Below are 25,297 nucleotides of genomic sequence, written 5' to 3' on the forward strand. Positions count from 1 at the left end.
AGCGCTACCTCCTTTCAATTTCAGATGATGTGCCCCCTTATTGGGTTGCAGCCTCAATATACTGATTATCAAACACGTCTTTGACCTGGATTTTTTTGCGGATCGTTTTTTGCTCGAATTGGAAGTCGGCGGTTTTTTGCTGCTCCGCGATGATGTCATCCGTTACGGGAATGTTGATCGACCTTGAACGGTCAAACGTGCCTTGAATGACTTCCTGCGGGATGCCGCGCTCATCGGCGTAACGTTTAATCGCCTCCGCTTCGTTTTCTTTCTCCCAGGCGAGAGTCTTGTTCAGCACGGTCAGATAGAGCGTGACCAAATCCGGATATTGATCGGCAAAATCCTTCCGTACGATATTGAACGAAGGCGACAGGACGCCAAGCTGCTCACCGTCCGCCAGCACGTTGCCTTTGCCTGTCAGCGTGTTCAAGGTAATGTACGGGTCCCAGGTTGCCCAAGCATCGACGCCGCCCGATTCGAATGCAGGCTGGGCTTCGTCAGGCTGAAGCTGAATGATTTCGATGTCGGATACCTTGAGCCCTTGATCCGCCAATCCCCTATACAAAAAGTTAAAGGCATTGCTCCCTTTGGTTACCGCTATCTTCTTTCCCTTCAGATCACTGAGGGTCTGCGCGGTGCTGTCCGGCGGCACGATGATGGCCACATTCTTCTGGCCGTGCAAGCTCTGGGAGATGACCTTAAACGGAATATCGGCCGCCTGGGCGGCGATAATCGGCATATTGCCGAGCCCCGCAAAGTCCAGACGATTCGAAGCCATCGCTTCGGTCATGGGAGGGCCGCTCTGAAATTCTGCCCACTCCACCTTGACGCCTAGCTTGCCGAACTCCTCCTCGAACCATCTCTCCTCGCGAGCTTTGCCAAACAAACCGCCGCTTCCCTGGACCCCGAGCCGTACGGTCAAATCTGTGTATTTGCCGTCTGCTCCCTTCTTAACGGCTCCAGCCGCGGGCTGGCTGTTTGCTCCGGCGCAGCCGGATGCGAAGACGGAAAGGATAAGCAATAGCATAATGGCGACGTTCTTTTTCTTTGTATGCATGATCAGATTCTCTCCCCTGTTCTCTATCGTTCATTTGATTTGAGGCTCGACAACCCTGGACCGATTAAATTCCTGCACCGGTATCGAACTCCGGTTCTTCCACTTTCTCGAACTCTCGCAGCACTTTGGTTCGCAGCTCCTGGAAGGAGGATCCGGTCCGTTTCCGCGGAAACGGCAGATCGATCGGCAGGATGGAACGAATATGGCCCGGTCTCGGGTTCATAATAACGATTCGCTCGCCAAGAAACACAGCCTCATCCAGATCATGAGTAACAAAGAGCATGGTCGTGCGGTTATTTTGCCAGATGTCCAGCAGCACCTCCTGCATATGGGAGCGAGTGAACGCATCCAGCGCGCCAAAAGGTTCATCCAGCAGCAGCACGTCCGGATTCCGCAGCAGCGCCCTGGCGATGGCTACCCGCTGGGCCATCCCTCCCGACAGCTCCCTGGGATATGCCTTCTCGAAGCCTTTCAGCCGAACGAGCTCAATGAATTCATCCACCTTTTTCCGGACGTCCTTCTGCTTCAGCGATAAATTGCCTGCGATATTCTTTTCCACCGTCAGCCATGGAAACAAGCGCGGCTCTTGAAAAATAAACCCCTTCTCGATGCTCGGGCCCGATATCGGCTTGTCATTCAGCAGGACGCTTCCCTCGTACGATGTATCCAGGCCCGCAACGATTTTGAGCAAGGTGCTCTTCCCGCAGCCGCTCGGTCCGATCAATGTGATGAATTCCCCTTTACGAACCCGCAAGTCAATGCCTTTCAGCGCCGTAACATTCCCTGTCGGGGCTTGAAAAATTTTGTTTACCTGTTGAATAATCAATGTGTCTGCTGACATTTTCCTCACCATCCCCTATTATAATTATTCACACCTGTTTACTTGGTTAAGAGGTGAAAAAAAAAAGAGATATCACGCTGATCAAAGTACGCTCAACCGTTGTACTTGTTCCTTCGCGTGATATCTCCAGTTATCTGGTCGATAATCTTGGTATTCATTTGGTATGCCGTTATATTACAACTGCTGGTAATGGTTGTCAAACCTTTTTTTCGTTCCCTGCTAACAGGTTTGTCAGAATATATTCAACACCAGCAATGGACAAATACCGCCCAATAATGCGACAATATACTCTGCATGTCATATCTTATATAGTAAGAATAACGAAATTTGCACCATTACGCTTATAAAAGCAACATTGCACCTATAGGAAGGGAACGAAAGCATGGCTCAATTATTTTTCAAGTACGGCTCCATGAACAGTGGTAAATCCATCGAGATTTTGAAAGTCGCCCATAACTACGAAGAACAGAACAAACCGGTGCTTCTCTTTACGTCCGCTCTCGATGACCGGGATGCCGTCGGTTATGTATCGTCGCGAATCGGCCTGCGCCGTGAAGCGATACCTATATCCGATACGACCGATATCTACGGGATCGTGAAGGATCATCAGCCTAAGCCCTACTGCGTTCTTGTTGACGAATGCCAGTTCCTGTCCAAGGACAGCATCCTCCAGCTCGTTCGAATCGTCGATGAGCTTAACGTGCCTGTCATGGGCTTCGGACTAAAGAACGACTTCCGCAACGAGCTGTTTGAAGGCAGCCGCTGGATGCTGATTTACGCCGATAAAATCGAGGAAATGAAGACGATCTGCTGGTTCTGCGAGCGCAAAGCGATCATGAACCTTCGCGTCATCGACGGCAAGCCCGTCTATGCCGGCGAACAGATCCTGATCGGCGGGAATGATACCTACTTCCCTGTCTGCCGCAAATGCCATACCAATCCCCCTTTAGTATAGGACGTTATCGCAATCAAACCACCTTTTTACGTTAGGAGTTGGTCATCCATGCCGATCGTCAGACCGTTATTGACCGACCAGGACTTTCAGGAAGTCATGGAGCAGCAGATCCGTATACGCATCTTCAAGGATAATCATTTGATTGATTCGGGGAGTCTTGTCATCCGTTTCACCGACGATACCGTCATTACGCAATCCAGCGTCAGTTCGATCGGCTATCACAAGCGGGACGAATGCGAGTTTTTTGAAGTACGGAAGTGATCGGCGGATTGCCGATAACTAAAATAGCGGCCCTCTGCAGAACTTATCTGCAGAGGGCCGCTTCGTTAATCAGCATATCAAGACGATAGCTTAAACGTATCCCTAATGAATATCGGACTTTGCCATGCTTCCGCCCAGCACGTCCGCGACATTTTGAATCGAAATAAATGCGTTCTTGTCTATCTCCTGCACCACGGTCTTCAGCTTCGCAATCTCCAGCCTGGTGATGACGCAATAAATCATCTGCGTGTCCTCTTTCGAATATCCGCCCTTAGCATAGATCATGGTCGTGCTGCGTCCCAGACGCTGCATGATGGCACTCGAAATTTCCTCATATTCGTTGGATATAATCGTAACGGATTTGGACTCGTCCAAGCCCTCTACCACAATATCCATCACTTTTGCCGCTATGTAGTATGAGAAGATCGAATACATCGCCGAATCTGCACCGAATACAAACCCTGCGGTAATGAATATGAAAACGTTGATGATCATGATGATCTGACCGACCGGCATTCGCAGCTTCTTGGACAGCAGGATGGCTACGATCTCCGTCCCGTCAAGCGCACCGCCGTAACGGATGACAAGACCGACCCCGAGGCCCAGAACCAATCCGCCGAATAATACCGCCAAAATCTTCTCGTTCGTGAACGGATCTACATGATGCAGGAAGGTTGTCGCCACCGACAGCACCACGATCCCGTACAGCGTGGAAAACGCAAACGTTTTGCCAATCTGCTTATAACCGATAAACAGAAACGGTAAGTTGATGATAAACAGGAAAACCCCCAATTTGATGGGCGTAATCGATGATAATACGATGGAAATACCGGTAATTCCACCATCGATGATTTCGTTGGGCACCAGGAAGATCTCAAGCGCCACGGCCATCAGAATTGCACCGACGGTGATAAAGATGAACCGTTTCAGAATTTCGCCGACTGTCAGTTTTTTGTGATTTTTGACCATGCCATTCTCCTTTTGTATCATTTTTCACACGATAAAGCCTGTCGAAGAACCATTGTATTAAAAAAAGGAATGGCGTGTCAATGTTGACACACCATGTCACATGGATCTTTCAGACCATGGCCGGGTCCCCTGACATAAGGAGTACTGTCCCGCCCTATAAACCTTTCGATCTATTCCTGACCCATCGCTGCGGGGCAAGACCGAATCGATTGGAACTGGGTAGGGCCAATACTTGCAATTTATAATATTGATTCCGGTTATGCTATAATATATTCCATCCGCGATCGACGAGAAAATACATAATTTTACCCTAGGCAGGGAGAGGATTTACTCATCATGTTGGAATGGCTTCAGAACGTGTGGACCCATATGAAAGAAATTGACATGGATCAAGTGCAGGGATGGCTGCAGCAGTACTCGCAGCTGGGTCCCATTCCGGGTATTTTGCTACCATTTATAGAGGCGTTTCTCCCCTTTCTGCCCCTCATCGTCCTGGTGATGGGAAACTCCGCAGCCTATGGTTTATGGTGGGGATTCCTGCTGTCCTGGATCGGCGTTTGCCTTGGATCCGTCACGGTGTTTTGGATTGTTCGCAAGCTGGGAGGCAAACTGGGATTGCTTATACAAAAAAGAATGCCGGGATCCCAGCGTTTCTTCCATTGGATTGAAGAAAAGGGCTTTACGCCGATCTTCATCCTGTACTGCTTTCCCTTTACGCCTTCCTCGCTGATCAATATCGCATCCGGCATCAGCACGGTATCGGCTACAACGTTCACGATCGCCGTTATGGCAGGCAAATCCGTGATGATCTTCATGGTGGCATTCATCGGACATGACTGGCAGGCCTTTATCCAGCAGCCTTGGCGCATTCTTATCGCGGCCGTCGTCCTCTGGCTGTTGTGGCTGGCCGGCAAAAAGATGGAAAACCGTTACCATCACGATGATCAGCCCGGAAGCGTCGTCATCAGCAGTAAAAAGAAGAAGCGTTAGATGTTTAACAACAAGACCCGCCGGTCCCGATTGCTGGGATGGGCGGGTCTTCTTATTTATGGGCGTGCTATGTTGGAAATCATCATGTTCACTCCAATACGTATGCCGCCAGTTTATGCACCGTCTCAAAGCCCGCACGATGATACAGCTGGAGCGCCCCTGCATTGTCCTGGTCCACGCATAGCGAGATTTCTTCCAGCTGCAGGACCTGGAACAAATAATGGAGCGCTTGATCAAGCAGGATCCGGCCATAGCCTTTGCGCCGGAAATGTTCGGATACCGCGATGTACTCTATATTTCCTTCCTGAAATTCAGGGTCTCCCTCCACATACACATACCCGGCGAAACGGCCTTCTTCCGTAAGTATGAAGAGCCTGTGATCCTCATCCAGCTTCTGCAAAATAGACTCCGAGTTGAGATAGGTATTCGGGAAGGCTTTGCCATGCAGATCCGCGAACTCATCCCAATATTCGGGCGTGATATCCTGCAATCCAGACGCGGCATTCGTTAGCAAGGTGGATTTTTGGATTCTCAGTACATGATGCACGCCTGTCTTTCTTCCCCCTTTGTCCTCCATAAACCTCGCAGCGGACAGATGAGCTGCATTATAAAATCCGAAATAGCGTGATACGCTACCATTCAGCTTCGTTGTTCCTTCAACCCATAGCTCCTTCGCCAATCGATGCCAAAGCTCGCCTTGTCCATCGATAAAAGGTCCCCATATCTCAGCAGTTCCCTCTTCTTCGTCCACATCGAATCCCAACGCGCCTACCATCTGATCTTGATCATAGATCACGGTAAATCGCTGGCTGCTCAGCCGGCCATTTTCCGAAAAATCTTCAAGCAGCGTGCTATAAATCTCCCCTTCCTGTTCGCCGCAATATCCGACATGATGATGACGATCCCCGTTCATTCGGGCAAGAAAGGAAGACAGCTCTCTTAATTTCGTTTGATCTGTATCCAATACCATCTGTACACATTCTCCTTGTTCAGGATCAGCTTTCCTAGCGTGATATCCCATCACTCCGCGAATCCGTTTTGGTCAATTTTACCACGAAATGATATCCGTGAGCCAAGCATGAAACCAGAAATGGGCTTCCCATATGCTTGGAAAGCCCATCTCATCTTCTCGATTATTCATCGGGACCTTGTTTACGGTTTGCGGTCATCCTTTCTCGGAATGTTCGGCCTTCCGGGAATCGCGCATGCGTTCACGTTCGCGCTTGAGAGCAGGCTTCAGGTCATCATGTACGCTTTTCTCCCACATGGAGACGCCAGACCGGTAAGCCGCCCTCCCGTTCAAGTGGCCTGCAACCGGACCCGTAATGAAAACGAACACGATCCCCAGCAGCAGCTTCGCGCTGACATGCTCCAAGTAAAAGGTGAAATATAGAAATGCGCCCGCAAGAATAAAGAGGACGCCAAGGGTAGCGCTCTTCGTGGCTGCGTGGGATCTCATGTACACATCCGGCAGGCGAATCAGGCCGAATGCGCTCAATGCGCCGAGTAAAGCTCCGAGCAGCACCATCAGCGCAATCAGAAACTCACCGATCTGACTCATCGTTTGTGCGCTCAATGACGTCACCCCTTTCGATATATCTGGCGAGTGCGGTCGTTCCGATAAACGTTAGAATTCCGATCAGCAATATGATGTCGAAATAGACCGTTGTGCGGAAGAGCATGCACAACACGGCGATCATGGACAACAGGATGATTCCGATCGTATCCAGCGACATGATCCGGTCGTTCATGGAGGGTCCCTTGATCAAGCGATACAAGCAGCCCAGGATGGCAAGCGACAAAATCACCAGCGAAGCAATCAGCATGCTCTGGATCATGTGCGGGTCACCTCCTTGATCGCCCGTTCGAAGGTACCGCGAATCTGATTCGACAGCTCTTCGACGTCTTCGATATCCATCGCATGAATGTAAAGCGTCTGACCCTCGCGCGACACTTCCAGGGTAAGCGTTCCTGGCGTCAAGCAGATCAGGCACGATAGCACCGTGATCTCCCAATCGGATTTCAGCTCCGTGGAGTAAGCGAAGATGCCGGGACGAACGTTCAGCTTCGGTCTTATGATCTGACCGATGACCGTGACGCTCGATTTAAACAGTTCGCTTAGAAAAAGGAGCAGCAGCATCAGGATGGACCACAGCTTGCGCAAATAGAAGTCGTTCGGCCAGAATCGCCGCAGCATATAAATGAGCAAGATGCCGATCAGGTACCCAACAATGAATTGTTGGGGAGACCAGTTGTTGTTCAGGAACATCCAGACAATGGCAATGATGATATTCAACAGGATTTGATGGCCCATATCCACTACTCCTTTAATACGGCTTGAATGTATAATGACGGATCGGATAATACGGCGCCTGCTTGGGAGGTATAGGTATATACCCATTCTGAACCGACTCCCAGGACAATCACTATGATCGCAAGCCCGATCGCTCCCGCATAAGCGGTCCGATGGATTCTGACCGGCCGCGATTCGTTAGGCCCTGGGAATTCGCCCCAGAATGCTCCCATAAACACTTTGATCAGGGAGTAGAGCACCGCCAGGCTTGATGCCAGCGCCAATCCCGTCAGCGCATAATGCCCCTCGCTCAGTCCGCCGCGAACGATAAGGACCTTGCCAAGAAATCCGCTAAGCGGCGGAATGCCGACCAGCGCCAGCGCCACGATGAAGAACATCCACCCTACCAGGGGATGGCGCTTCATCAGGCCGCCCATATCGCTCAGCTTGCTCGCGCCCGCGCTCGCCATGATGATGCCGCCCAGAATAAAGAGCAGCGCCTTAGCGATCATATCATGCATCAAATAGAACACGGCTCCGTTTAAGGAATCCGAGGAGGCCACTGCTACACCAAAGGCGATGAAGCCCACGCTAATGATGATGTTGTAATTCAGGATGCGTCCGAGATCCTTATACGCAACCGCGCCCAAGCTGCCCAGAACAAGCGTGGCCGCAGCCATCCAGCCGATGACGGCGTGAATGTTGCCGGTATCGTGATGGAAAATCAGCGTAAAGGTTCGGATAATCGCATATAAACCGACCTTCGTCAGCAGGGCGCCGAACAGAGCCGTTACGGCCGCCGGAGGTGCGCTGTAGGAACCGGGCAGCCAGAAGAACAGGAACAAGCCCGCCTTCAGTGCGAATACGATCAGGAACAAAAGGCCAATGACCGACAATATTCCGTCCTGCTGTACTTCTGCCACACGCAGGGACAGATGCGCCATGTTCAGCGTGCCGACCGTGCCGTATAAATAAGCTACGGCTGCAACAAACAAGGTGGATGAAATAATGTTTATAAGCATGTACTTCAAGGTTTCTCTCAGCTGCCGCTTGGTGCCGCCCAGCACGATCAGCGCATAGGAAGCGATCAGCATGACCTCAAAGCAGACAAACAGGTTGAACAGATCCCCCGTCAGAAACGATCCGATCACGCCGGCCAGCAAAAATTGAAAAAAGGGATAGAAGTAATGCTTCTCTCTCTCTTCCCCGATGCTCCGAAAAGCATAGAACAGGCAGGCTGCTGCAACGATCAGCGTCGTAAGCACCAGCAGTGCCGCCAGCATGTCCGCCACGAACACGATCCCGTACGGCGGCTGCCATCCGCCCATATGAAGCGTCTGGATGCCTTCGTTACTCACCTGGTTGACGATGAACAGGGCGCTGAGCAGGTTGATTAGAATACTAACCGCGCTGATCCACCGCTGCGCGCGGACGTATTTGGAACAGAAAATAAGAATGACGGCCGTAACCAAAGGAATCAGGAGCGGAAGCACAATCACGTTATTCATCGTCCATCCCCCTTAACTCCTCCATGTTGTCCGTGCCCAACCGTTGATATGCTTTATAAGCCAGTACGAAAAAGAACGACGTGACGCCAAAGCTGATGACGATGGACGTCAAAATCAATGCTTGCGGAACCGGATCAACGTAAGAGGAAGCCTCTTCGCCAAGCAGCGGCGCAGCCCCGGTCTTCAGCCTTGACATGGTGAGCAGTAGCAGATGGACGCCGTGGGTTAACAGCGAAGTGCCAAGAATGATCCGCAGCAGGCTCTTGGATAAGATCTGGTAGATCCCAACCGCGAAAATAATTCCAATGGCAAGCGACATATATAGTTCCATGGTCAGTTATCCCTCCCGATCGAATTGATGATGGTCATTGTCACGCCGACTACGGCCAAATAAACGCCGAGGTCGAAGAGAACCGCAGTAGCCAGCTCCGTTTTCCCGAGAAGCGGCAGGTTGAAATAACCGAAGGAATGACTTAAGAACGGTGCGTTAAAGGCAAAGGAGCCGATCCCCGTAAGCAGGGCGATGGCAAGCCCCGCCGCCGTAACCTTTCGGAACTCGAAGGGCACGATCTTGCGGGTCATATCCATGCCGAAAGCCATGGATAACAGAACCAGTGCCGCAGAGGTCATCAGTCCTCCGATAAATCCGCCGCCCGGCTCATGGTGTCCCGAGTTGAACAGGAACCAGGAGAAGGTTACCACGATAAAAATAACCACCTTGGATACGGTTCGAAGAATGACATCATTGCTGTTGGGCAGATATGCCCCTTCATAACGATCCCGCTCTCCCAGAATCCCTTCTCCCAAATCGATTTTGATCAAGGCATAAATTCCAAGGGATGCAATGCCCAGAACCGTAATTTCAAGCAGGGTATCAAAGCCGCGGAAATCCACCAGAATGACGTTGACGATATTTTTGCCGCCGGCGGAGCGATAGCTCTCTTGAATGAAGTAATCCGCAATGGAGTCGAAGGTCCTCCCGCTGCTCGCAGCCAGGGCGATCAAGGTCACGACAGCACCGACGCCTGCCGAAATAAGCAGATTTCTCCATTTCAAGCTCATCGGCACCTTCTCCCGCTTCAGCTTCGGCAAATGATAGAAACAGAGCAGGAACAGCATCACGGATACCGTCTCGACGACCATCTGGGTCAGCGCCAAATCCGGCGCCCGGAACAGGACGAAGAACAGAGTCACCATGTAACCGGCAGCACCGGTCAATATGATCGCCATCAGCCGCGTCCGGACGAACGGCAGCGCGATGACCGGAATGACCAGGCCGAGTATGGCGACGGCCTCATAGAAGGACATCGGCGCGTAAGCGGTCCTATCAAACCCGATATTGTCGACCAGCAGAAGCCCCCCGCCAAGAACGGCTATAAAAAACACGAAAATATACATCACGTAATGACGGAGAGAGCCTGTCATATAGGTTGAGGTCAGCGTTTCGCCGCCTCTTTCTAGGACTCTCAATCCCCCGTCATACAGCTTGTTCCATGTCCATCGCTTCATCAGCGATGTATTCAAAATTCGAGCTCTGCCGTGAAGCTTATACAGCACGATACCGAGAACTATGATGCCGATGGTCATGAAAATCTCCGTCGTCCAGCCGTGCCACATTTCGATGTGTACGTGAAAACGATCCTCCGCCCCGAGCAGCCCTGGATGAATCGCGGCCATCGCCGGTTCGATGAGCGTTTGGGACAACAGGTTCGGAAACAAACCGAACACGATGGCGAGCGATGCCAGAATGACCGGTGGAATCAGCATTCCCAGCGGGGCTTCGTGCGGCTTCTTCTCCAGCTTTTCAGGCTGGAAGCGTCCGGTGAAGGTTTTGAAGACCAGGATCATGCTGTACAGGAACGTAAACACGCTGGCAATCCAGGCGACGACCGGGATCAGTATGCCCCAGGTCTCTGCATTCCAGAAATTCATGTCAGAGGCCTGAAGGACTGCCGTAAAGAACATCTCTTTACTCAAGAATCCGTTGAACGGAGGCAAACCGGCCATGGAAAAAGCCCCTATGACCGCCACGGTAAACGTAATCGGCATGAGGGACATCAGCCCGCCGAGCTTCCGCAGATCCCGGGTGCCCGTCTCATGATCCACGATGCCGACGACCATAAACAAGGCGCCTTTGAATATGGCATGATTTATCAGATGAAAGATGGCCGCCGTCGTCGCTTTCGCGTAGAGCAGCGTGTCTACGCCGCCTCCATAATAAGCGGCGGCAGAGCCCAGGCCGAGCAAGCTCATGATCAGCCCCAATTGGCTGATGGTGGAGAATGCCAGGAGCGCTTTTAGATCCGTCTGCTTGATCGCGCGGATCGAAGCATAAATCAGCGTGGTCAAGCCCGTAATCGCTACGATCCAGAACCAGGATGCCTGCCCGGCAAACACCGGACTAAACCTGGCCACCAAATAGATCCCGGCCTTCACCATGGTCGCGGAGTGCAGATAAGCACTTACCGGGGTCGGTGCTTCCATCGCATCCGGCAGCCAGATATGGAACGGAAACTGCGCGGACTTGGTGAAGGCCCCGAGCAGGATCAGAATCATGGCCGGAATAAACATCGCATCTCCGGCAATGCTCCCCACATCGGCGACGATCTCCCGTACGCTAAAGGTGCCCGTCATGACATAAAGCAGGATAAACCCCGCGAACATGGCAAGTCCGCCGAATACGGTGATGAGCATGGATTTTAAGGCTCCGTATCTGGAGCGGTCCCGATGATGCCAGAATGCAATCAGCAGGAAGGACGAGATACTGGTCAGTTCCCAGAAGCCGTACAGCACCATCAAATTATCGGAGAGCACGACGCCCAGCATGGCGCCCATGAACAGTAGCAAGTACACATAGAATCTGTGGACCGCTTCCTTGTTTTTATCCATATAAAAGATAGAGTACAGGACAACGAGTGAACCAATGCCGGATATTAATAGTGCAAAAATCAAGCTTAATCCATCCAAATAAACGGTAAAGTTTATTCCCGCGCTTGGGATCCATTCCAGGACGGCTTGGAGCTGTTCACCTCCCTGAATGGTTGGGATAAGTCCCAAAAAATAGGCGAACAGGACAACCGGGACCGGCAAAACCACCCATCCGGTGTGGACGCGGCCGATGAGCTTGTAGGTCAGCATAACCACAAGCGCTACGATAAAAGGGGCCAAAACGGCGATGTGCAGCAAAGACAAAGTCTACTCCTCCTATAGTCCGATTTTTCCTTCATTAGTAGTATTTCCCCATAATTTAGGCATAAGTCCAAAAAAACACAAAAAGAGCCCGCTGTTGGCAGGCTCCTCCAGGTAAAACCATATGGTATTTTTTCGAATCACACTGAAAATCAGTATATCTTGAGATCAAAGCTTTGTCAAAGGGTATGTCGGGGAATGAAATGGAGGCTCTCGGGAAATTACTGTATGTAAAGGAGTGGTTCCCATGATGATCAAAAAAGCGGCAGTTTGCGCCTTCGTCTTTCTCATGATATTGACGGCGGCCATCGTGATGAATCTACGCACGCAGTCCGCCTACCTACAGGAAAACCCGTCAAACGGCTTATATCAGATGCAGCATTCCCAAGGAGGGGCCCCCTTGTTCTCTCCCCGAGAATACGTGAAAATCATTCGCCATTCACCCGAGACCTTGCCGAATCAGCCTTAAGCTATATCAGAACCCGATCCGTGGGCCTATCCATGAAATTGGATCTCATTATTCTCCTTGCTTCGTTTATTTCTTCGCGTCCACCACGAAATGATCAGGATGACGGCCAGCGCCGCAACGATTCCAGCCGCATAATAACCGTACCGGTTAATCAGCACGCCAATATGATCGACGACCTGATCGCCGACAAACATGCCCAAAGAAAAATAACCGGTGGTCCACACCAAGGACGCGGTATACGAGTAGATCGCAAACCGGCGATACGGCATTCCCTTCATCCCGACCGCATACGGAGTAACATTGCGCAGGATGGGCAAAAAGGCGCTGATGCATATGGCGTAATTGCCATATTGGCGGGTCAAGCGTTCGGATACATCGAGAAACTGGCGAATCTTCGACTTTTCCCCTACGCGGTTTAACAGCTTGCTGGCGGTAAAGCGGCTAAGCATGAAACCGACCGTCGATCCCGAACACACGCCGAGAAAGGTCATGATAAAAGACGGGGCCGGCGATAATATCCCGGATGCCGCCAACGCTCCGCCAGTCATGGCCACGACTTCATTCGGCACGGGTAGCCCGACCAATCCCAGGCATAATACGAGGAATAATGCGTAATGCCCGATTTGTTCAATAAAATTCAATAGCGTATCCACGCCCTGGCCCCCTAATCCGTCCCTGGAATATATATCAGCTTATATGACAACGCGGCTTTCGCAAACGTGCTGTAGACGAGGATATCAACTGGACCTGAGACCAGGTTTGTTTGGGATTATGCTCGTTCAGAGATTTTTAAATGCCGAAATGAAGGACCCCGGATCCTCCTTCACCGTGTACGAATACACCCCTTGCTGGGTATGCAGGTACAAGAAACCTCCGCCGTCTCCCATCGGCCGATAGGACAGGTCAAACACCTGCCGGATCGGAAACTCCCGGTATTTGGTTACGATTCGATCCTCGTACAGGAACATCTCCCGCCCTTGCTCTTCCGTTCGTTGTTCAATGCCGTCCACGATTCGGTTGATTTTGTAGTACGGCTGTACGGCTACCCAATTCACAAGCTCCCTCCTTGCCGTCTTCATATTCTCACTTGGGAGATCGCATGTCTCCCTTCTTCTTCCTGCGGCTCTTTATTCGTTCCAGCAGCTCCAGCGCCCCGATAAAAAGCACGAATACCACGAAGAGTGCGGCGGCACGGCCAGGCTCGATCAGACCGGTAACGGACGCTATAATGCCTGTAATGCCTACAATAATAATACCTAATACAGATAGTTTCCAACCTGTTAACATATGTATGCTCCTATAAGTAAACATAATTGCCGTCCCATATGATCGTAGACCTTCATGATCAACCAACTCTCCGGCACACACGGAATGTATCATAAAGAACACCCTATATTCAAGTTATGGCCGCTATGCCCGAATCCAGAATTTCGATTGCCAACCTGCGATACATTTGCAATAATTTACACATGGAGAGAAATGATAGTCCCGCCTCCGCATACCAAAATAGACAGGAGGAGCATGTATGAACTCAACAACCTGGATACTGCTCATTGTATTCATCGTGGTGGATGTATGGATTATTTCTTTTTTCGTTAAACGCTCGTTACGCAAACAAAATAGCCAGCTGGTCCCTAAGGGAAATAAGCCTCAGCGAGGGAAAATACCGGAGCTGCCGCCGATTGTCAAGGCCGGAAGCCCGGCAAACGAGCTTGTCGGCAGACTGGAAGCTGCGCTGCCCTATACTTATCAGAGCATGCTGAAACAGCGCGTGATGAGTGAGCATCCGGACATGTCCGAACAGGAATATGAATGGAGATGGCAGGAGCTTAAACGTTTCTTTATCATGTGCGCCGTGTTGGACCGCGTACCGATGTTCAGCAAGGACGTCGATGAGGTCTGGCATGAAATGCTGATGTATACATACGAATATCAACAATTCTCGGACCGATTTCTTGGCCGGATGCTTCACCATGCTCCCAACACCGGTACCGAACATGTGCCGATTCCGAATGAACGCGCCTGGTTCGATACCGTATATGTGCAATTGTTCGGCTGGCATGAATACAGTGCCAAGCTATGGGGAGCTTTCTTCCGCGTCCCGCTGCCGCGTAAAGAGCTGGACCTTTGCACCTCCCCCCATTTTGATGTGAATCATGGCCAGAAGCGATTTAATGCCTGGACCTATGAGAAGATTCCTGCAGCACGCATGGCCATTGATGCTATGATCCGGGATCTGCAGGATCGGGTCAGAGCCGCTCAAACCGAGCCGCGGCGTCAAGAGAAGAGGGTCAACTTTCAGAATAGCGATGTGCTCCTGGCAGCGGCCGTCTATTTTGCCTGGAATGCACCGGACCAATTCAATGATCATATGATCCCGGATGAGCGCGAGCTTCATAAAAACAACAGCAGCTCCTCCTGCACCTATGCTTCGGCTTGCGGCTCAGGCGGCTCGGATTCCCATGACGGATCGTCAAACGATGGTTCATCAGGCGGCGGTTCCTCCTGCAGTAGCGGGTCCTCTTGCAGCAGCGGTTCGTCCTGCAGCAGCTGCGGAGGCGGCTGCTGCAGCTAAATACAAACTTAACAAGAATCGCTTGCTTATTCATGAATCGAACAAAAGCATGGACCTGAGAATTCAGGCCCATGCTTTTTGTTATATCCAGCGTTCAAACCCCGCCATATACAACTTGGCCTCGTCTTACCTTGATATCGCCAAGCCAGTTAATATTAAGAGACTTCGTATTAACCCAAAACAAATCCGGATGATCCGACACTTGAAAATGCAAATGCGCTTCGGTTGAGTTGCCGGAATTTCCGCATAGACCTATCAGATCGCCTGCTTCGACCTCAGAGCCTACCTTCACGCATACCGATCCCTGCTTTAAATGTGCATATAGGCTATATTCTGAATGTCCATGATCGATGATGACATAGTTGCCGACGGGCTTGGTTTCGTTGGTCTCACCCACAGGCTCATTGTCCCTGATGTTATTCTCGATACCCGCCACCTTCCCGCGGGCACCAGCAAGAATCTCCTCTCCAAACGCGAAGTAACTCTCATTCTTGGCTGGATCTCCTTCATAGGACATGGCGTTCTCCGTCTTGATGACGTCTATTGCGTACCGCTGGCTTTCCTCTGCGTAATGGTAATTATCCGTAACATTCTCGCCGCCCCAGAACACATACCATTTTCCCTTAAACGGAGCTCGGAAAACCGTGACGGTTTGCTTGGCATCCGATTCAGGAAATCTCTCAATAGGCGATAGCATAAGCCCTACAATGGTACCCGTTTCATCGATCATCGCCTGAATGCCTTTTTCCCCGCTATCATCCATCCAGTTTATCAGTCGGATTTTGTTGAGCGTGTCGTCCAACGTGATATGGAACGTTTTTACGCCTGCCGTATACTCCACTGCCATCGCTTCAAATTGTTCGATCGTTGCAAGTGAACGCAATTCCTCTCCGAACAGCTCGTACAGCTTGCGATGTTCCCCATTCAACAGGAATCTAGAAACATCTACCATATTCAAACCTCCTTAATATTCAAACCCAATGTTATAAATAGTATATCTGACGAAATGAACCTGCATTGAAACAGAATCTTAACATTGGTTAAACTTTCAGTTCCCGTAGGTACAGATGCCCGGAAAAACACCTTTCCTCTACAACTAAAACAAAGAAGCACCCGAACCCATTCGTCAAGGTTCGGATGCTTCTATTCTTAATATATATACAGCCTATTAATGGTTAGATGTGAGTACCAAGCCAGAACGGGTTTGCGGTCCGACCTTGCGCACGGAAACCTGATTTCGCTCGGCCCAACGCGTGAGACTCCGAATGCCTTCACAATTCTTCTCTTCAAATTTAAAGCAGCAGTACATCGGATTTACGGTCTTATCCTTGAGGCTAATTTGAAAAGCGGCTTTATGGCAACCGGAAACCTTGATTTCGCGGATCTGTTCAGCACGAATCTCTACGCCGTTGATCGAAATCGTCTCCGAATCCTCCTGAATATTCACTTCCCGCTTCACCAATCTCGCATAACCTTCAATAGCCAGTGCCGCAACGACAACGACATTCACGGCCATCTGCATATAGAAGAAGAAAGGATAGGAATATTCGGTCAAGGTGGCTACCTGAAACAGGATAATGCTAAGGACAAAGGAAAACAAAATAACGTCTTTCATTCTGGTAGAGTAATGGATCGCATATTTCATGATTAATCAGCTCCGTTCATTCTGTAAGGGTTTTCATTCAGCTCTTACCTTATTATAACACCATTGTACATAATTTTGACACATATCATTCACATTTTTGTCAAAAAAATATTCGCCTCGCTCTTTATCCTATGCTTATCCATTTCGCGTCGTGTCGTTCATGGTCCAACCAACCATATAAATACACGGTTTGTTTCCTGACCACAAAAAAAGAGCATCCCGCCAGATCCAAGATCCGTTGGGACACCCTTTGCTTCAACACTTTTGTCTTTATTTCGTTAACGCCGTATTGCCTTCCTTTCTCCGAAACCATTTCATTACGACAGATACGGTATCAATAAAGGTAATGATCACAATGACGTAAATGAGGCCATCCCTGGATCGATCCCAAATTGATTTTACGGTCTCATACGCTTCATCCCCCGGTGTTACGAAACCCGCGTGAACGAGCTGATCCATGAATGTTGGATTCCAAATCGTCATATCGGAGAACAGGATCACCGCAACGATAACGGAAGCAACGTTAAATATGACGTGCATGACGGCAATCTGCGCCGTCCACTTTCTTGTGATTAATTTCCTGGCTTCATTGAATATGCTGAAGGCGGTAAGAAGCCATATCAGCGGTAAATACTTGGCGAAGGCAGCCTGTTCAAACACCGGAATGGCGATCGAGTTTTCATCGAATCGATGAACACCGATCAGGTTAATGGAAAACGTGAACAGGACGAAGAACAGCACGGAGAACAGGATGCCGAGCACCGGCTCAATCGGTTTAATCCGAGCGGCTGGTTCCGGAATTGCAGGCAATTCCGAGGGTTTCCATGGATCATTGGGGACTTGGCGAGCCCCGCGGTATTCGATAAAGGCAAAAATAACGGTAACCCATGCAAATCCGTGGATTCCCACGCTAAGCAGCGAAACAAGAAATTCCAGCAGCTTCTCGGCAGTGGGTTCCGTGCTTGTAAAGAAATCAATGATGTAGACGATGCCAAGAGCAACGGCTATCGAATACAGTACGATCTTCAGGACGGACCAATAGCTGTTAATCAAACCCGGACCTATGAGATACCTTTCCCTTCCTCTGTATCTGGCTGCCATTTCCCCGGGCGGCCCTAGCTCAAGCAGCACCTGCTCCACCTCTTCCAAACTTGCGGTCTCTACGCCGACTCCCCGGTCTTCCAGCATGTCTTCGACGAGTCCTTGAAGCTCCTTCTCAATATCCGCCCGCTGCGATTCGGGCAGCTTCTGGGTCACCGCATAAATATACCTGTTAATAAGATCCATCACCTTAGTCCCCCTTGTCATTCACAAGTCCCTCCAGACTTGTCATCATATCCTTCCATTCATGGTAGAGCTGCCGATATATATCCTTGCCTGTCTGACTTATGATGTAATATTTTCTGGGCCGGGCTTCATTCGTATCCCACTCGCTGTTAAGCAAGCCTTGTTTCTCCAGCCGACGCAGCAACGGATAGAGCGTACCCGCTTCCACGTTAATCCCCCTCTCCTGCAATATGGTCACCAATGAATATCCATACTGCGGTTCGGACAACTGACTGAGAACACCAAGGATGATCGTACCCCGCCGAAGTTCCTGCACCATACTGTTTAAAATATCCTGCTCCTCTGGCATATCATCATCTCCTGGAAATTATTATACTGTACGTCACACACTAATGTAAACAAACAATTAATGAACTTTTAAAATTATTTTAGATAACCTTATGTTAACGGCTGCCAAGCTTGATGGCTACCATAATTCGAGCATTTCCTTGTACGCAATAAAAGGTTACCCTACGGCCGTGACGGTCCGTAAGATAACCTTCTCTAATTACGATCACCCATTACCGGGTTCCTGATAATGTTCACTTGCAGGGAATGATACGCCAATCTCCATATTTCGTTGGCAGCTATATGTTCAGCCGCCTATCTATCTCGATTTTCTGGGAAAACCGTTCTGGTATTGTGCCGGAATCGCGATCTCCTTCTGAAGCACCGTTGCTGCTTCTAATGCCCAGTACGGATTGCGCAGCATTCCTCTTCCAACAGCGACGAGATCAGCGTCTTCGTTGCCTATTACCGCATTTGCCCGTTACTTAATCTCCTGCGGCTCCTTGCCTAGCAAACCAAGCATGCGAAGTCCGTATTGTATTCCGTCTTGGCCGACATCGCGGGTGACATGCCTGGCCGCCTGCTTCACGATCTCCGGCGCATTGCCCATTGCCACGCCGTGGCCCACGTACGACAGCATCTCCAGATCATTCAGATAATCGCCAAACGCGACGGTATCCTCCAGATCGATGCGCAGCAGCTGAATCAATTGTTTGATTCCTTCGGCTTTGGAGCCCCCTGCCGGTAACACGTCAATTCCATAGGGGCCCCAGCGCACGAAATCGAACCGCCCTTCGAATCTTTTTACGTAATCGGCCTCCTCATCCTCGGTACAGAATACAATGGCTTGATATATATCGCGGCCCAAGTAATATTCCGGATCGTATTCCGGAATCGTCAGTTTCAGCTCCCCCCAGCTGGAATCGATATGGACATGCTCGGTTACGTTCATCTTCATCGCTTCGCTGCCGGCATAGATAATCGGATGATCCAGCCGAACGGCTTGTTCCGTCAGCTCCTGCAAGGCATCCTCCGCCAGAGGATGACCGTAGATCGGTTTGCCTTCATAAACCACATATTGACCGTTCAAGCAAACATAAGAATCGATGCCGAGCTCTTCCCGCAGCTCTTCAAAATGATAGGGGGCGCGTCCCGTAGCAATAGCAACGATATGGCCGGCTTCCTTTAACTGGCGAATGGACTCCTTCGTTGTCGCCGGAACCTGCTTCTCATGATCCAGCAGCGTACCGTCAATATCAAAAAATAGGATCTTCTTCATCAATAACGCTCGCCTCTCTTTACGTATATTCAAGCTTGTAACTGTATTGTAAATGATGAAAAGCATTTCAGAGCAAGCCATAATTTTACCAAGCCCTCTGGGACCATGTCCAGCTAACGCCAAAAACGGCAGGGGAGCACTCTTTTCAAGATATCCATTTTAATGAACAAGAAAGCCGGTCAGCCAGACGATTTACCAGCATCCGGACCAAAAAAGGCCCGCCTGTTCAGGGCGGACCTTTCTCTTATGCTTTATTTCGCTTCCGAGCGGACCTCTTCAAGCATCTTATCATTGAATCCGAACATCCAGGTCAGCACGAACGTAATCGCCATCGCCGTCAGGTTGCACAAAATATAAAGAGGAAGCTGGCTGTTCAAGTACAACAGCGTGCCCGGGATGACGGTAATGGCCATGCCTGTGGCCTCAAGCTGAAAGATGGAAGCCATGAAACCGCCCACGCCGCCGCCGATCAAGGCGATAACAAACGGTCTGACGTAACGGAGGTTAACCCCGAAGATCGCCGGCTCGGAGATTCCCAGCAAGGCGGAGAATGCCGATGGCAGGGATAATGCCTTGAGCTTTTTATTTCTCGTCTTGAGTCCGACAGCCAGACAAGCTGCACCCTGCGCTGCCATGGCGCTGGTCACGATCGCATTGAACGGATTGCTCCCTGTCTTCTCAAGGAGTTGGATCTCCAGGAAGTTGAAAATATGATGCACGCCGGTGACCACAATGATCTGGTTAAAGAAACCGATGACCAGACCCGCGATACCGAACGGCAGCTCCAGCAAGAAGGTCGTCGCGTTCAGAACCACCTCTTCCAGGGAGTGGAACACGGGGCCGATCGCAAAGAGGCCGAGGGTTATCATAACAAGCAAGGTCAGAAACGGGGTAACGATCAGATCAATGGCGTCAGGAATGCGTTTTCGCAAAAATCTCTCGAATTTCGCGCCCAGCAGTCCAATGAAGAATGCCGGCAGGACCGAGCCCTGATACCCGACAACCGGAATGAAATCAAAAATCATGAGTGCCTCAGCCGACCCGTTCGCCACGCTGTACGCGTTGGGAAGAGCCGGGTTAACCAGCATCAATCCCAGGACGATACCCAGCACGGGGCTGCCTCCGAACACCCTGAATGCGGACCATGCCACCAAGGCCGGCAAGAAAGCGAAAGCCGTATCCGTCAGTACCTGGGTGAAGAGCAGAAAATTAGCCGAGATATCATCCGGTGTCGCACCGAACCAGGCAAGCACGGTATCCTGGGTCAGCAGCCCCCGTAATCCCATGAACAAGCCAGTGGCGACCAATACCGGGATAATCGGCACAAACACGTCACCGAATGTACGAATCGCCCGCTGAAACGGATTCCCCGACTTTTTCGCCTGTGATTTCAGTTCTTCCTTGCTTGTGCTCTCCATTCCAAGGGATTCGACCGCTTCGAAAATCTGATTGACGGTCCCTGTTCCGAAAATGATCTGGTATTGCCCGGAATTGAAAAAGGCTCCTTTGACCTTATCGATCTGCTCGACCTTCTTCTGGTCGATCTTCTTCTGATCATGAACCATGATTCTAAGTCTGGTCGCACAATGGGCAAAGGAAGCGATGTTCTCCCTGCCGCCAATGGCTTCCACTACCTGCCTTGCGATTTCCCGGTTATCCGCTGCCATGTTCATTCAGCCCCTTCTTTATCTTTTACGGCTTCGGTCAGATCCCATTTCTCGACCTTCAAGCCGGCACTGCCGTTCTGTACGAAAAATCGAATGTTTCGGCTGTTCCACTTCGGAAAAATTCTGCTTGTAAACACCTCTTCGCCATCGTTGATGAACAGCTCGACCGAAGAAATGTCCACGAACAGATGAAATTTGATCGAATTTCTTTCGGTTCGCAGCATGCAGGATCGTTCCGCTCCGTAATCACTGACAATCGTTGCACCCGAAGAGGAGCGATCCAGCGTAACCTTCCGTTGGCCGGATTCATATCGAATAACGGTTCGTTCCCCTTCGCCAGCCCGAAATTCAATGCCAACGACGTCCGCCTCGATGGCTTGGAACTCGCATATCATTTCGAATGCGGTTCCTTGAACCCCCTCGTAACTCTTCACTTCGCTGTGAAGCGTATCCTCTGCCTCAACGGCATGATCGCGGAGCGCTTGAAGCTCGGGAACCGGCTGTTGAATCAGCCTGCCTTCACGGAACGTAAGCATACGCGGAAGCGTCAAACAATGGGCCCAGCCATGCGAATCGGTGGGATACCCGATATCCGGCAAACCCATCCAGCCCACCATGATGCGCCGGTCTTTCTCATCCAGCATGGTCTGCGGCGCATAGAAATCAAAACCTCTGTCCAGCTCGCAAAAAGGACCGTGATCAAACTCCAGCGTATCCCTATTGAGCGGCTTGCCTGAAATATAGCCGGATTGGTAAATGTTTCGAAAATGGTCGGCCTCCGGAAGCAGCCCTTGCGGGGAAAACAGTAGCACACCCTGGCCTTCCAATTCAAAATAGTCCGGGCATTCCCACATATAGCCGAAATGCTGAAGTCGGGTTTGTATCTCCCCCTTGAATTCCCAAACCAACAGATCCGAAGATTCATAGACGACAGCCGCACCTGTCTGATTAACCCTTTGGGCACCGATGACGAACCGGTACTTGTCTTTGTCTTGCCATACTTTCGGATCCCGGAAGTGTTCGGTATATCCGTCCGGCACATGGTCAATCAACGGCTTATCGAACTTGGTGATGGATCCGTCGCGGTCCATCACAGCCATGCATTGATAAGATTGCCTGTTCCATTTCTTATCCCGGGCATTCCCGGTATACATTAGGCATAGTTTGCCGTCTTTCACGATACCGCTGCCCGAATAAGCGCCATAAGCATCATGCGGGTGACCGGGTTCAATAGCGATGCCTTGGTTCTGCCAAAACACCAGGTCTTTCGAGGAAGTATGGTACCAGTATTTCAAGCCGTGAAACGTGCCCAGAGGAAACCATTGGTAAAACAAGTGATACTCTCCGTTGTAATAAGAAAATCCATTGGGATCATTCATCAGGCCCATGATGGGCTGTACGTGAAATTTCTGCCTCCATTCGCTTAATCGCACTTTCTTCCTTAAGGAGGAAAGCTCTTCGGGAGAAGCCTGATCCAGGCGTCGGTATTTCAGTTCTCTGTCCATATCTCTTCTCCTTATAAATGGTCTTGCCGAAAAATCAAACAGATCATGCTGCGCGTGCACGCGAATAAATTCAACTGCGGTGGAACCGGTTCCAATCAAAGGTAAAAATAATGAACTCAGTTCCAATACCAAGCAAACACTCGGATTGGAACCGGTTCCGTTATTTGAAGTATAAAATACCTAATTCAGATTGTCAACGCTTTCCCGATGAATCATCTCGCAATTCATGACCGTCAGGAAATCCACCGGCTCGTCGTTGACCAGCTTCATAATATGCTGTGCCGCGAGGTGGCCCGCTTGGAAATATCCATATTTCACCGTTGTTAACCCGGGATGAATCACCTCGGTTACGTCGTATCCGCCAAATCCGGTAACGGAAAGTTGGTCGGGAATAGGGATGCCTTTCATGTGCGCCGCTTTCATCACGCCCAGCGCAATGTTGTCCGTGGCGCAGACCACGGCCGTTGGCAGCGTTCGGTTTAGCTCAAACATGGAGCATGCCGTCTTCACACCATCCGACATCTTGAATCCACTCTCATAGAGAACCGCTTCCGCCTCTTCATACTCGCTTACCGCTTTGAGGAACCCTTCCTTCCGCTTGACTCCGACGGCTACGTCCTTTTCCGTCACCCCGATATAGGCAATTTGACGATGTCCCATCGACAGCACGTACCGGCCCATGTCATAACCTGCAGCATAATCGTTATAGATCATGCTGTGGACATGGTCATGCTGTTGTCCGAGCAGAATGACCGGAATGCCGATCTCTTGAATTGCGGCAAGATGGGTTTCCGTCACCTGCGTGGCGAACAGAATAATGCCTGATATTTTTTGTCTGGCGAGATCATACAGCGCTTCGATCTCCCTGGATAAATCCTGGCTTGCGTTGATGATCAGAAGCTGATATCCGTGTTTTCTTAATTCTTCGTCCATGCCGGCGACAGTCTGCGATGCGGAGAAGGAGTCCAGACGCGGCATAATGGTGCCGATCATGCTCGTTTTTTTCGCTTTCAGGCTTTGCGCAAAAGAATTCGGGATATAGCCGGTTTCCTGAATAACCTGCTCAATCTTGCGGCGTGTCGCATGACTGACGGATCCTCCGTTCAAGAAACGGGAGACCGTGCTTTTGGCAACTCCGGCTTTGTGGGCAATATCGGCGATCGTGTTTTTCATGCCAAGATCTCCGGAGCCGTTAGCAGCGCAGCGTCGAACGGATCATTCTCTGCAGCTACCTGTTGTCCCGCACAACAGGCCATGATTCGTATAAACATGAATCTCTCCCCTTCGTAATTCGCTTATTCCTAACTATACCATGACGTCCAGGGGTCCGTGAAATGCGAGCTCCAAGCCTAGCATTGCATCGTCCATATTTGCTTCTATGTTCCAGGCTCTGGCATGAAATGAAGGATTCGAAGGGATGATTCAGTGAGCGCAGTGCACCCTTACTTCACATGTTAATGGTCAAGTGCATTCCCTTTGCCTTAGACGGTTCGCTCGGCCGATTCGACGGTATGCTTCAGCAATGTCGCAATCGTCACGGGGCCGACGCCCGCCGGTACCGGCGTGATTGCGGATGCCGCCTTGGCGCAGGCTTCGTAATCGCAGTCCCCGATATTTCCTTTATTGTAACCGGCGTCCAACACGACGGCACCCGGCTTGATCCAGTCCCCTTGAATGAAATTAGGCTTGCCTACGGCCGCAACCACAATATCCGCTTGGGACACAATCTCCCCAAGGTTCTTCGTTCTCGAATGGCAGATCGTAACCGTGGCGTTGCGATTGAGCAGCATCATCGATACCGGCTTGCCCAGAATCGGACTGCGTCCGACCACCACCGCATGCTTCCCTTCGATCGGCAGGCTGTAATAGTCCATAATCGCGATAATCGCCGCCGGCGTACATGACGGGTAATCGGCGAAACCAAACGCATTTTGCGAGAACCCGAGCGTGGTTACTCCATCCACGTCTTTTTTAATGTCGATGGCATCAAAAGCCGCCCGCTCATCGATATGGTGCGGTACCGGGTGCTGAAGCAGAATACCGTGGACGTTCGGATCCTCGTTCAGTGCTTGAATCGCGGCGATCAGCTCCTCCGTCGTTGTCGATGTCTCCAGCACTACTTTCTTGGATATGATGCCAAGCCGCTCGCACGCATTTCCCTTCATCCGCACATAGGTCGCCGAAGCAGGATCATCGCCAACCAGAATCGTTGCCAGACAAGGGGTTACCCCTTGCTGTTTCAATTCTTGTACCTTCACCGCCAGCTTTGCCTTGATATCATCGGATACTTTTTTTCCATCCAAAATTACGGGTTCCTTACTCATGCTAATCCGCTCCTTCGCCATTGTATTAAAAAACATAAAGAGGCAAGGCGACTCGAACGTCTCCTTACCTCTTGCCCAGGCGTACGGCATATGATCCCATGTGCTCCCTCTTGGTAACCCAAGCTACGCCAGTAACACATGGATAACTTTTTTTAA

Annotated in this window: 27 protein-coding genes, 1 pseudogene and 1 riboswitch; of the genes and pseudogenes, 5 read left to right on the plus strand and 23 right to left on the minus strand. The window is 50.6% G+C overall.

The features are described from left to right. Window positions 1–37: 37 nt before the first annotated feature. Window positions 38–1,057: an aliphatic sulfonate ABC transporter substrate-binding protein gene (locus MHH82_RS19480; RefSeq protein ID WP_340967518.1), complete on the minus strand. Its 1,020-nt coding sequence runs from the start codon at window positions 1,055–1,057 to the stop codon at window positions 38–40. A gap of 64 nt (window positions 1,058–1,121) precedes the next feature. Then, window positions 1,122–1,898 (minus strand): ABC transporter ATP-binding protein, encoded by a 777-nt coding sequence (locus MHH82_RS19485; RefSeq protein ID WP_090908465.1) that lies wholly within the window; start codon window positions 1,896–1,898, stop codon window positions 1,122–1,124. A gap of 382 nt (window positions 1,899–2,280) precedes the next feature. Between MHH82_RS19485 and MHH82_RS19490 the strand changes: the two genes are divergently transcribed. Both MHH82_RS19490 and MHH82_RS19495 read left to right on the plus strand, forming a co-directional pair. Beyond that, window positions 2,281–2,853, plus strand: a complete 573-nt coding sequence (locus MHH82_RS19490) for a thymidine kinase (protein WP_015736049.1) — start codon at window positions 2,281–2,283, stop codon at window positions 2,851–2,853. Window positions 2,854–2,901: 48 nt separating this feature from the next. After that, window positions 2,902–3,114 (plus strand): hypothetical protein, encoded by a 213-nt coding sequence (locus MHH82_RS19495; protein ID WP_036661247.1) that lies wholly within the window; start codon window positions 2,902–2,904, stop codon window positions 3,112–3,114. Between the two features lie 102 nt (window positions 3,115–3,216). Here the strand turns inward: MHH82_RS19495 and MHH82_RS19500 are convergent, their stop codons facing one another. After that, window positions 3,217–4,083 (minus strand): YitT family protein, encoded by an 867-nt coding sequence (locus MHH82_RS19500; protein ID WP_009592439.1) that lies wholly within the window; start codon window positions 4,081–4,083, stop codon window positions 3,217–3,219. A gap of 336 nt (window positions 4,084–4,419) precedes the next feature. Between MHH82_RS19500 and MHH82_RS19505 the strand changes: the two genes are divergently transcribed. Beyond that, the gene (locus MHH82_RS19505) at window positions 4,420–5,073 is read left to right on the plus strand and encodes a TVP38/TMEM64 family protein (protein ID WP_340967525.1); all 654 of its coding nucleotides are present in this window, start codon (window positions 4,420–4,422) and stop codon (window positions 5,071–5,073) included. An 88-nt stretch (window positions 5,074–5,161) separates the two neighbouring features. Here the strand turns inward: MHH82_RS19505 and MHH82_RS19510 are convergent, their stop codons facing one another. The 7 genes from MHH82_RS19510 to MHH82_RS19540 form a co-directional block, all read right to left on the minus strand. Then, the gene (locus MHH82_RS19510) at window positions 5,162–6,043 is read right to left on the minus strand and encodes a GNAT family N-acetyltransferase (protein WP_015736052.1); all 882 of its coding nucleotides are present in this window, start codon (window positions 6,041–6,043) and stop codon (window positions 5,162–5,164) included. 195 nt (window positions 6,044–6,238) lie between these two features. Continuing rightward, the gene (mnhG, locus tag MHH82_RS19515; RefSeq protein WP_015736053.1) at window positions 6,239–6,634 is read right to left on the minus strand and encodes a monovalent cation/H(+) antiporter subunit G; all 396 of its coding nucleotides are present in this window, start codon (window positions 6,632–6,634) and stop codon (window positions 6,239–6,241) included. Next, the gene (locus MHH82_RS19520; RefSeq protein ID WP_009592424.1) at window positions 6,618–6,911 is read right to left on the minus strand and encodes a Na(+)/H(+) antiporter subunit F1; all 294 of its coding nucleotides are present in this window, start codon (window positions 6,909–6,911) and stop codon (window positions 6,618–6,620) included. Before MHH82_RS19520 ends, mnhG begins: the two co-directional genes overlap by 17 nt. Beyond that, complete coding sequence (locus MHH82_RS19525; protein ID WP_015736054.1) at window positions 6,908–7,387, minus strand: Na+/H+ antiporter subunit E; 480 nt, start codon at window positions 7,385–7,387, stop codon at window positions 6,908–6,910. Before MHH82_RS19525 ends, MHH82_RS19520 begins: the two co-directional genes overlap by 4 nt. Before the next feature lie 5 nt (window positions 7,388–7,392). Further along, window positions 7,393–8,874, minus strand: a complete 1,482-nt coding sequence (locus tag MHH82_RS19530) for a Na+/H+ antiporter subunit D (protein WP_251497012.1) — start codon at window positions 8,872–8,874, stop codon at window positions 7,393–7,395. Continuing rightward, window positions 8,867–9,205, minus strand: coding sequence for a Na(+)/H(+) antiporter subunit C (locus MHH82_RS19535; RefSeq protein ID WP_096774307.1), 339 nt, complete (start codon window positions 9,203–9,205; stop codon window positions 8,867–8,869). Before MHH82_RS19535 ends, MHH82_RS19530 begins: the two co-directional genes overlap by 8 nt. 2 nt (window positions 9,206–9,207) lie before the next feature. Beyond that, window positions 9,208–12,066, minus strand: a complete 2,859-nt coding sequence (locus MHH82_RS19540) for a Na+/H+ antiporter subunit A (RefSeq protein ID WP_340967527.1) — start codon at window positions 12,064–12,066, stop codon at window positions 9,208–9,210. Between the two features lie 244 nt (window positions 12,067–12,310). Here MHH82_RS19540 and MHH82_RS19545 point away from each other — a divergent pair, with 244 nt between their 5' ends. Continuing rightward, window positions 12,311–12,532: a hypothetical protein gene (locus tag MHH82_RS19545; RefSeq protein ID WP_036661258.1), complete on the plus strand. Its 222-nt coding sequence runs from the start codon at window positions 12,311–12,313 to the stop codon at window positions 12,530–12,532. Between the two features lie 26 nt (window positions 12,533–12,558). Here MHH82_RS19545 and MHH82_RS19550 read toward each other — a convergent pair whose 3' ends face one another. The 3 genes from MHH82_RS19550 to MHH82_RS19560 form a co-directional block, all read right to left on the minus strand. Then, window positions 12,559–13,185 carry a DedA family protein gene (locus MHH82_RS19550; RefSeq protein ID WP_036661260.1) on the minus strand — a complete coding sequence of 209 codons (627 nt, stop codon included), beginning with the start codon at window positions 13,183–13,185 and terminating at the stop codon, window positions 12,559–12,561. Between the two features lie 126 nt (window positions 13,186–13,311). Next, window positions 13,312–13,587: a hypothetical protein gene (locus tag MHH82_RS19555; RefSeq protein WP_015736058.1), complete on the minus strand. Its 276-nt coding sequence runs from the start codon at window positions 13,585–13,587 to the stop codon at window positions 13,312–13,314. A gap of 28 nt (window positions 13,588–13,615) precedes the next feature. After that, window positions 13,616–13,819, minus strand: coding sequence for a hypothetical protein (locus MHH82_RS19560; RefSeq protein WP_015736059.1), 204 nt, complete (start codon window positions 13,817–13,819; stop codon window positions 13,616–13,618). 238 nt (window positions 13,820–14,057) lie between these two features. Between MHH82_RS19560 and MHH82_RS19565 the strand changes: the two genes are divergently transcribed. Then, entirely contained in the window at window positions 14,058–15,107 is a 1,050-nt protein-coding gene (locus MHH82_RS19565) for a hypothetical protein (RefSeq protein WP_340967532.1), read from the plus strand. A gap of 94 nt (window positions 15,108–15,201) precedes the next feature. On the opposite strand, the gene MHH82_RS19570 is transcribed toward MHH82_RS19565, so the two are convergent. The 10 genes and pseudogenes from MHH82_RS19570 to MHH82_RS19615 all read right to left on the minus strand — a co-directional run bounded on the left by MHH82_RS19570 (window position 15,202) and on the right by MHH82_RS19615 (window position 25,141). Then, on the minus strand, window positions 15,202–16,059 hold the full coding sequence (locus MHH82_RS19570) for a M23 family metallopeptidase (RefSeq protein WP_340967534.1): 858 nt from the start codon (window positions 16,057–16,059) through the stop codon (window positions 15,202–15,204). Window positions 16,060–16,275: 216 nt separating this feature from the next. After that, on the minus strand, window positions 16,276–16,752 hold the full coding sequence (locus MHH82_RS19575; RefSeq protein WP_015736061.1) for a hypothetical protein: 477 nt from the start codon (window positions 16,750–16,752) through the stop codon (window positions 16,276–16,278). Between the two features lie 270 nt (window positions 16,753–17,022). Next, window positions 17,023–18,039: a hypothetical protein gene (locus MHH82_RS19580; protein ID WP_340967536.1), complete on the minus strand. Its 1,017-nt coding sequence runs from the start codon at window positions 18,037–18,039 to the stop codon at window positions 17,023–17,025. A gap of 4 nt (window positions 18,040–18,043) precedes the next feature. Further along, on the minus strand, window positions 18,044–18,388 hold the full coding sequence (locus MHH82_RS19585; RefSeq protein WP_145037839.1) for a PadR family transcriptional regulator: 345 nt from the start codon (window positions 18,386–18,388) through the stop codon (window positions 18,044–18,046). A 297-nt stretch (window positions 18,389–18,685) separates the two neighbouring features. Beyond that, a pseudogene (locus MHH82_RS19590) lies at window positions 18,686–18,844 on the minus strand (NADPH dehydrogenase); the annotation flags it as partial. Window positions 18,845–18,847: 3 nt separating this feature from the next. After that, entirely contained in the window at window positions 18,848–19,648 is an 801-nt protein-coding gene (locus MHH82_RS19595) for a Cof-type HAD-IIB family hydrolase (protein ID WP_340967538.1), read from the minus strand. 248 nt (window positions 19,649–19,896) lie between these two features. Continuing rightward, window positions 19,897–21,318, minus strand: coding sequence for a sucrose-specific PTS transporter subunit IIBC (locus tag MHH82_RS19600; protein WP_009592374.1), 1,422 nt, complete (start codon window positions 21,316–21,318; stop codon window positions 19,897–19,899). After that, window positions 21,315–22,817 (minus strand): glycoside hydrolase family 32 protein, encoded by a 1,503-nt coding sequence (locus tag MHH82_RS19605; protein ID WP_340967541.1) that lies wholly within the window; start codon window positions 22,815–22,817, stop codon window positions 21,315–21,317. The genes MHH82_RS19600 and MHH82_RS19605 overlap by 4 nt, the downstream gene beginning before the upstream one ends. 180 nt (window positions 22,818–22,997) lie before the next feature. Next, window positions 22,998–23,990 (minus strand): LacI family DNA-binding transcriptional regulator, encoded by a 993-nt coding sequence (locus MHH82_RS19610; protein ID WP_036661270.1) that lies wholly within the window; start codon window positions 23,988–23,990, stop codon window positions 22,998–23,000. Window positions 23,991–24,298: 308 nt separating this feature from the next. Beyond that, window positions 24,299–25,141: a bifunctional 5,10-methylenetetrahydrofolate dehydrogenase/5,10-methenyltetrahydrofolate cyclohydrolase gene (locus MHH82_RS19615; protein ID WP_145037831.1), complete on the minus strand. Its 843-nt coding sequence runs from the start codon at window positions 25,139–25,141 to the stop codon at window positions 24,299–24,301. Between the two features lie 66 nt (window positions 25,142–25,207). Then, window positions 25,208–25,287: riboswitch (ZMP/ZTP riboswitch) on the minus strand. Window positions 25,288–25,297 lie beyond the last annotated feature (10 nt).

It is taken from the genome of Bacillus sp. FSL K6-6540 (assembly GCF_038007545.1).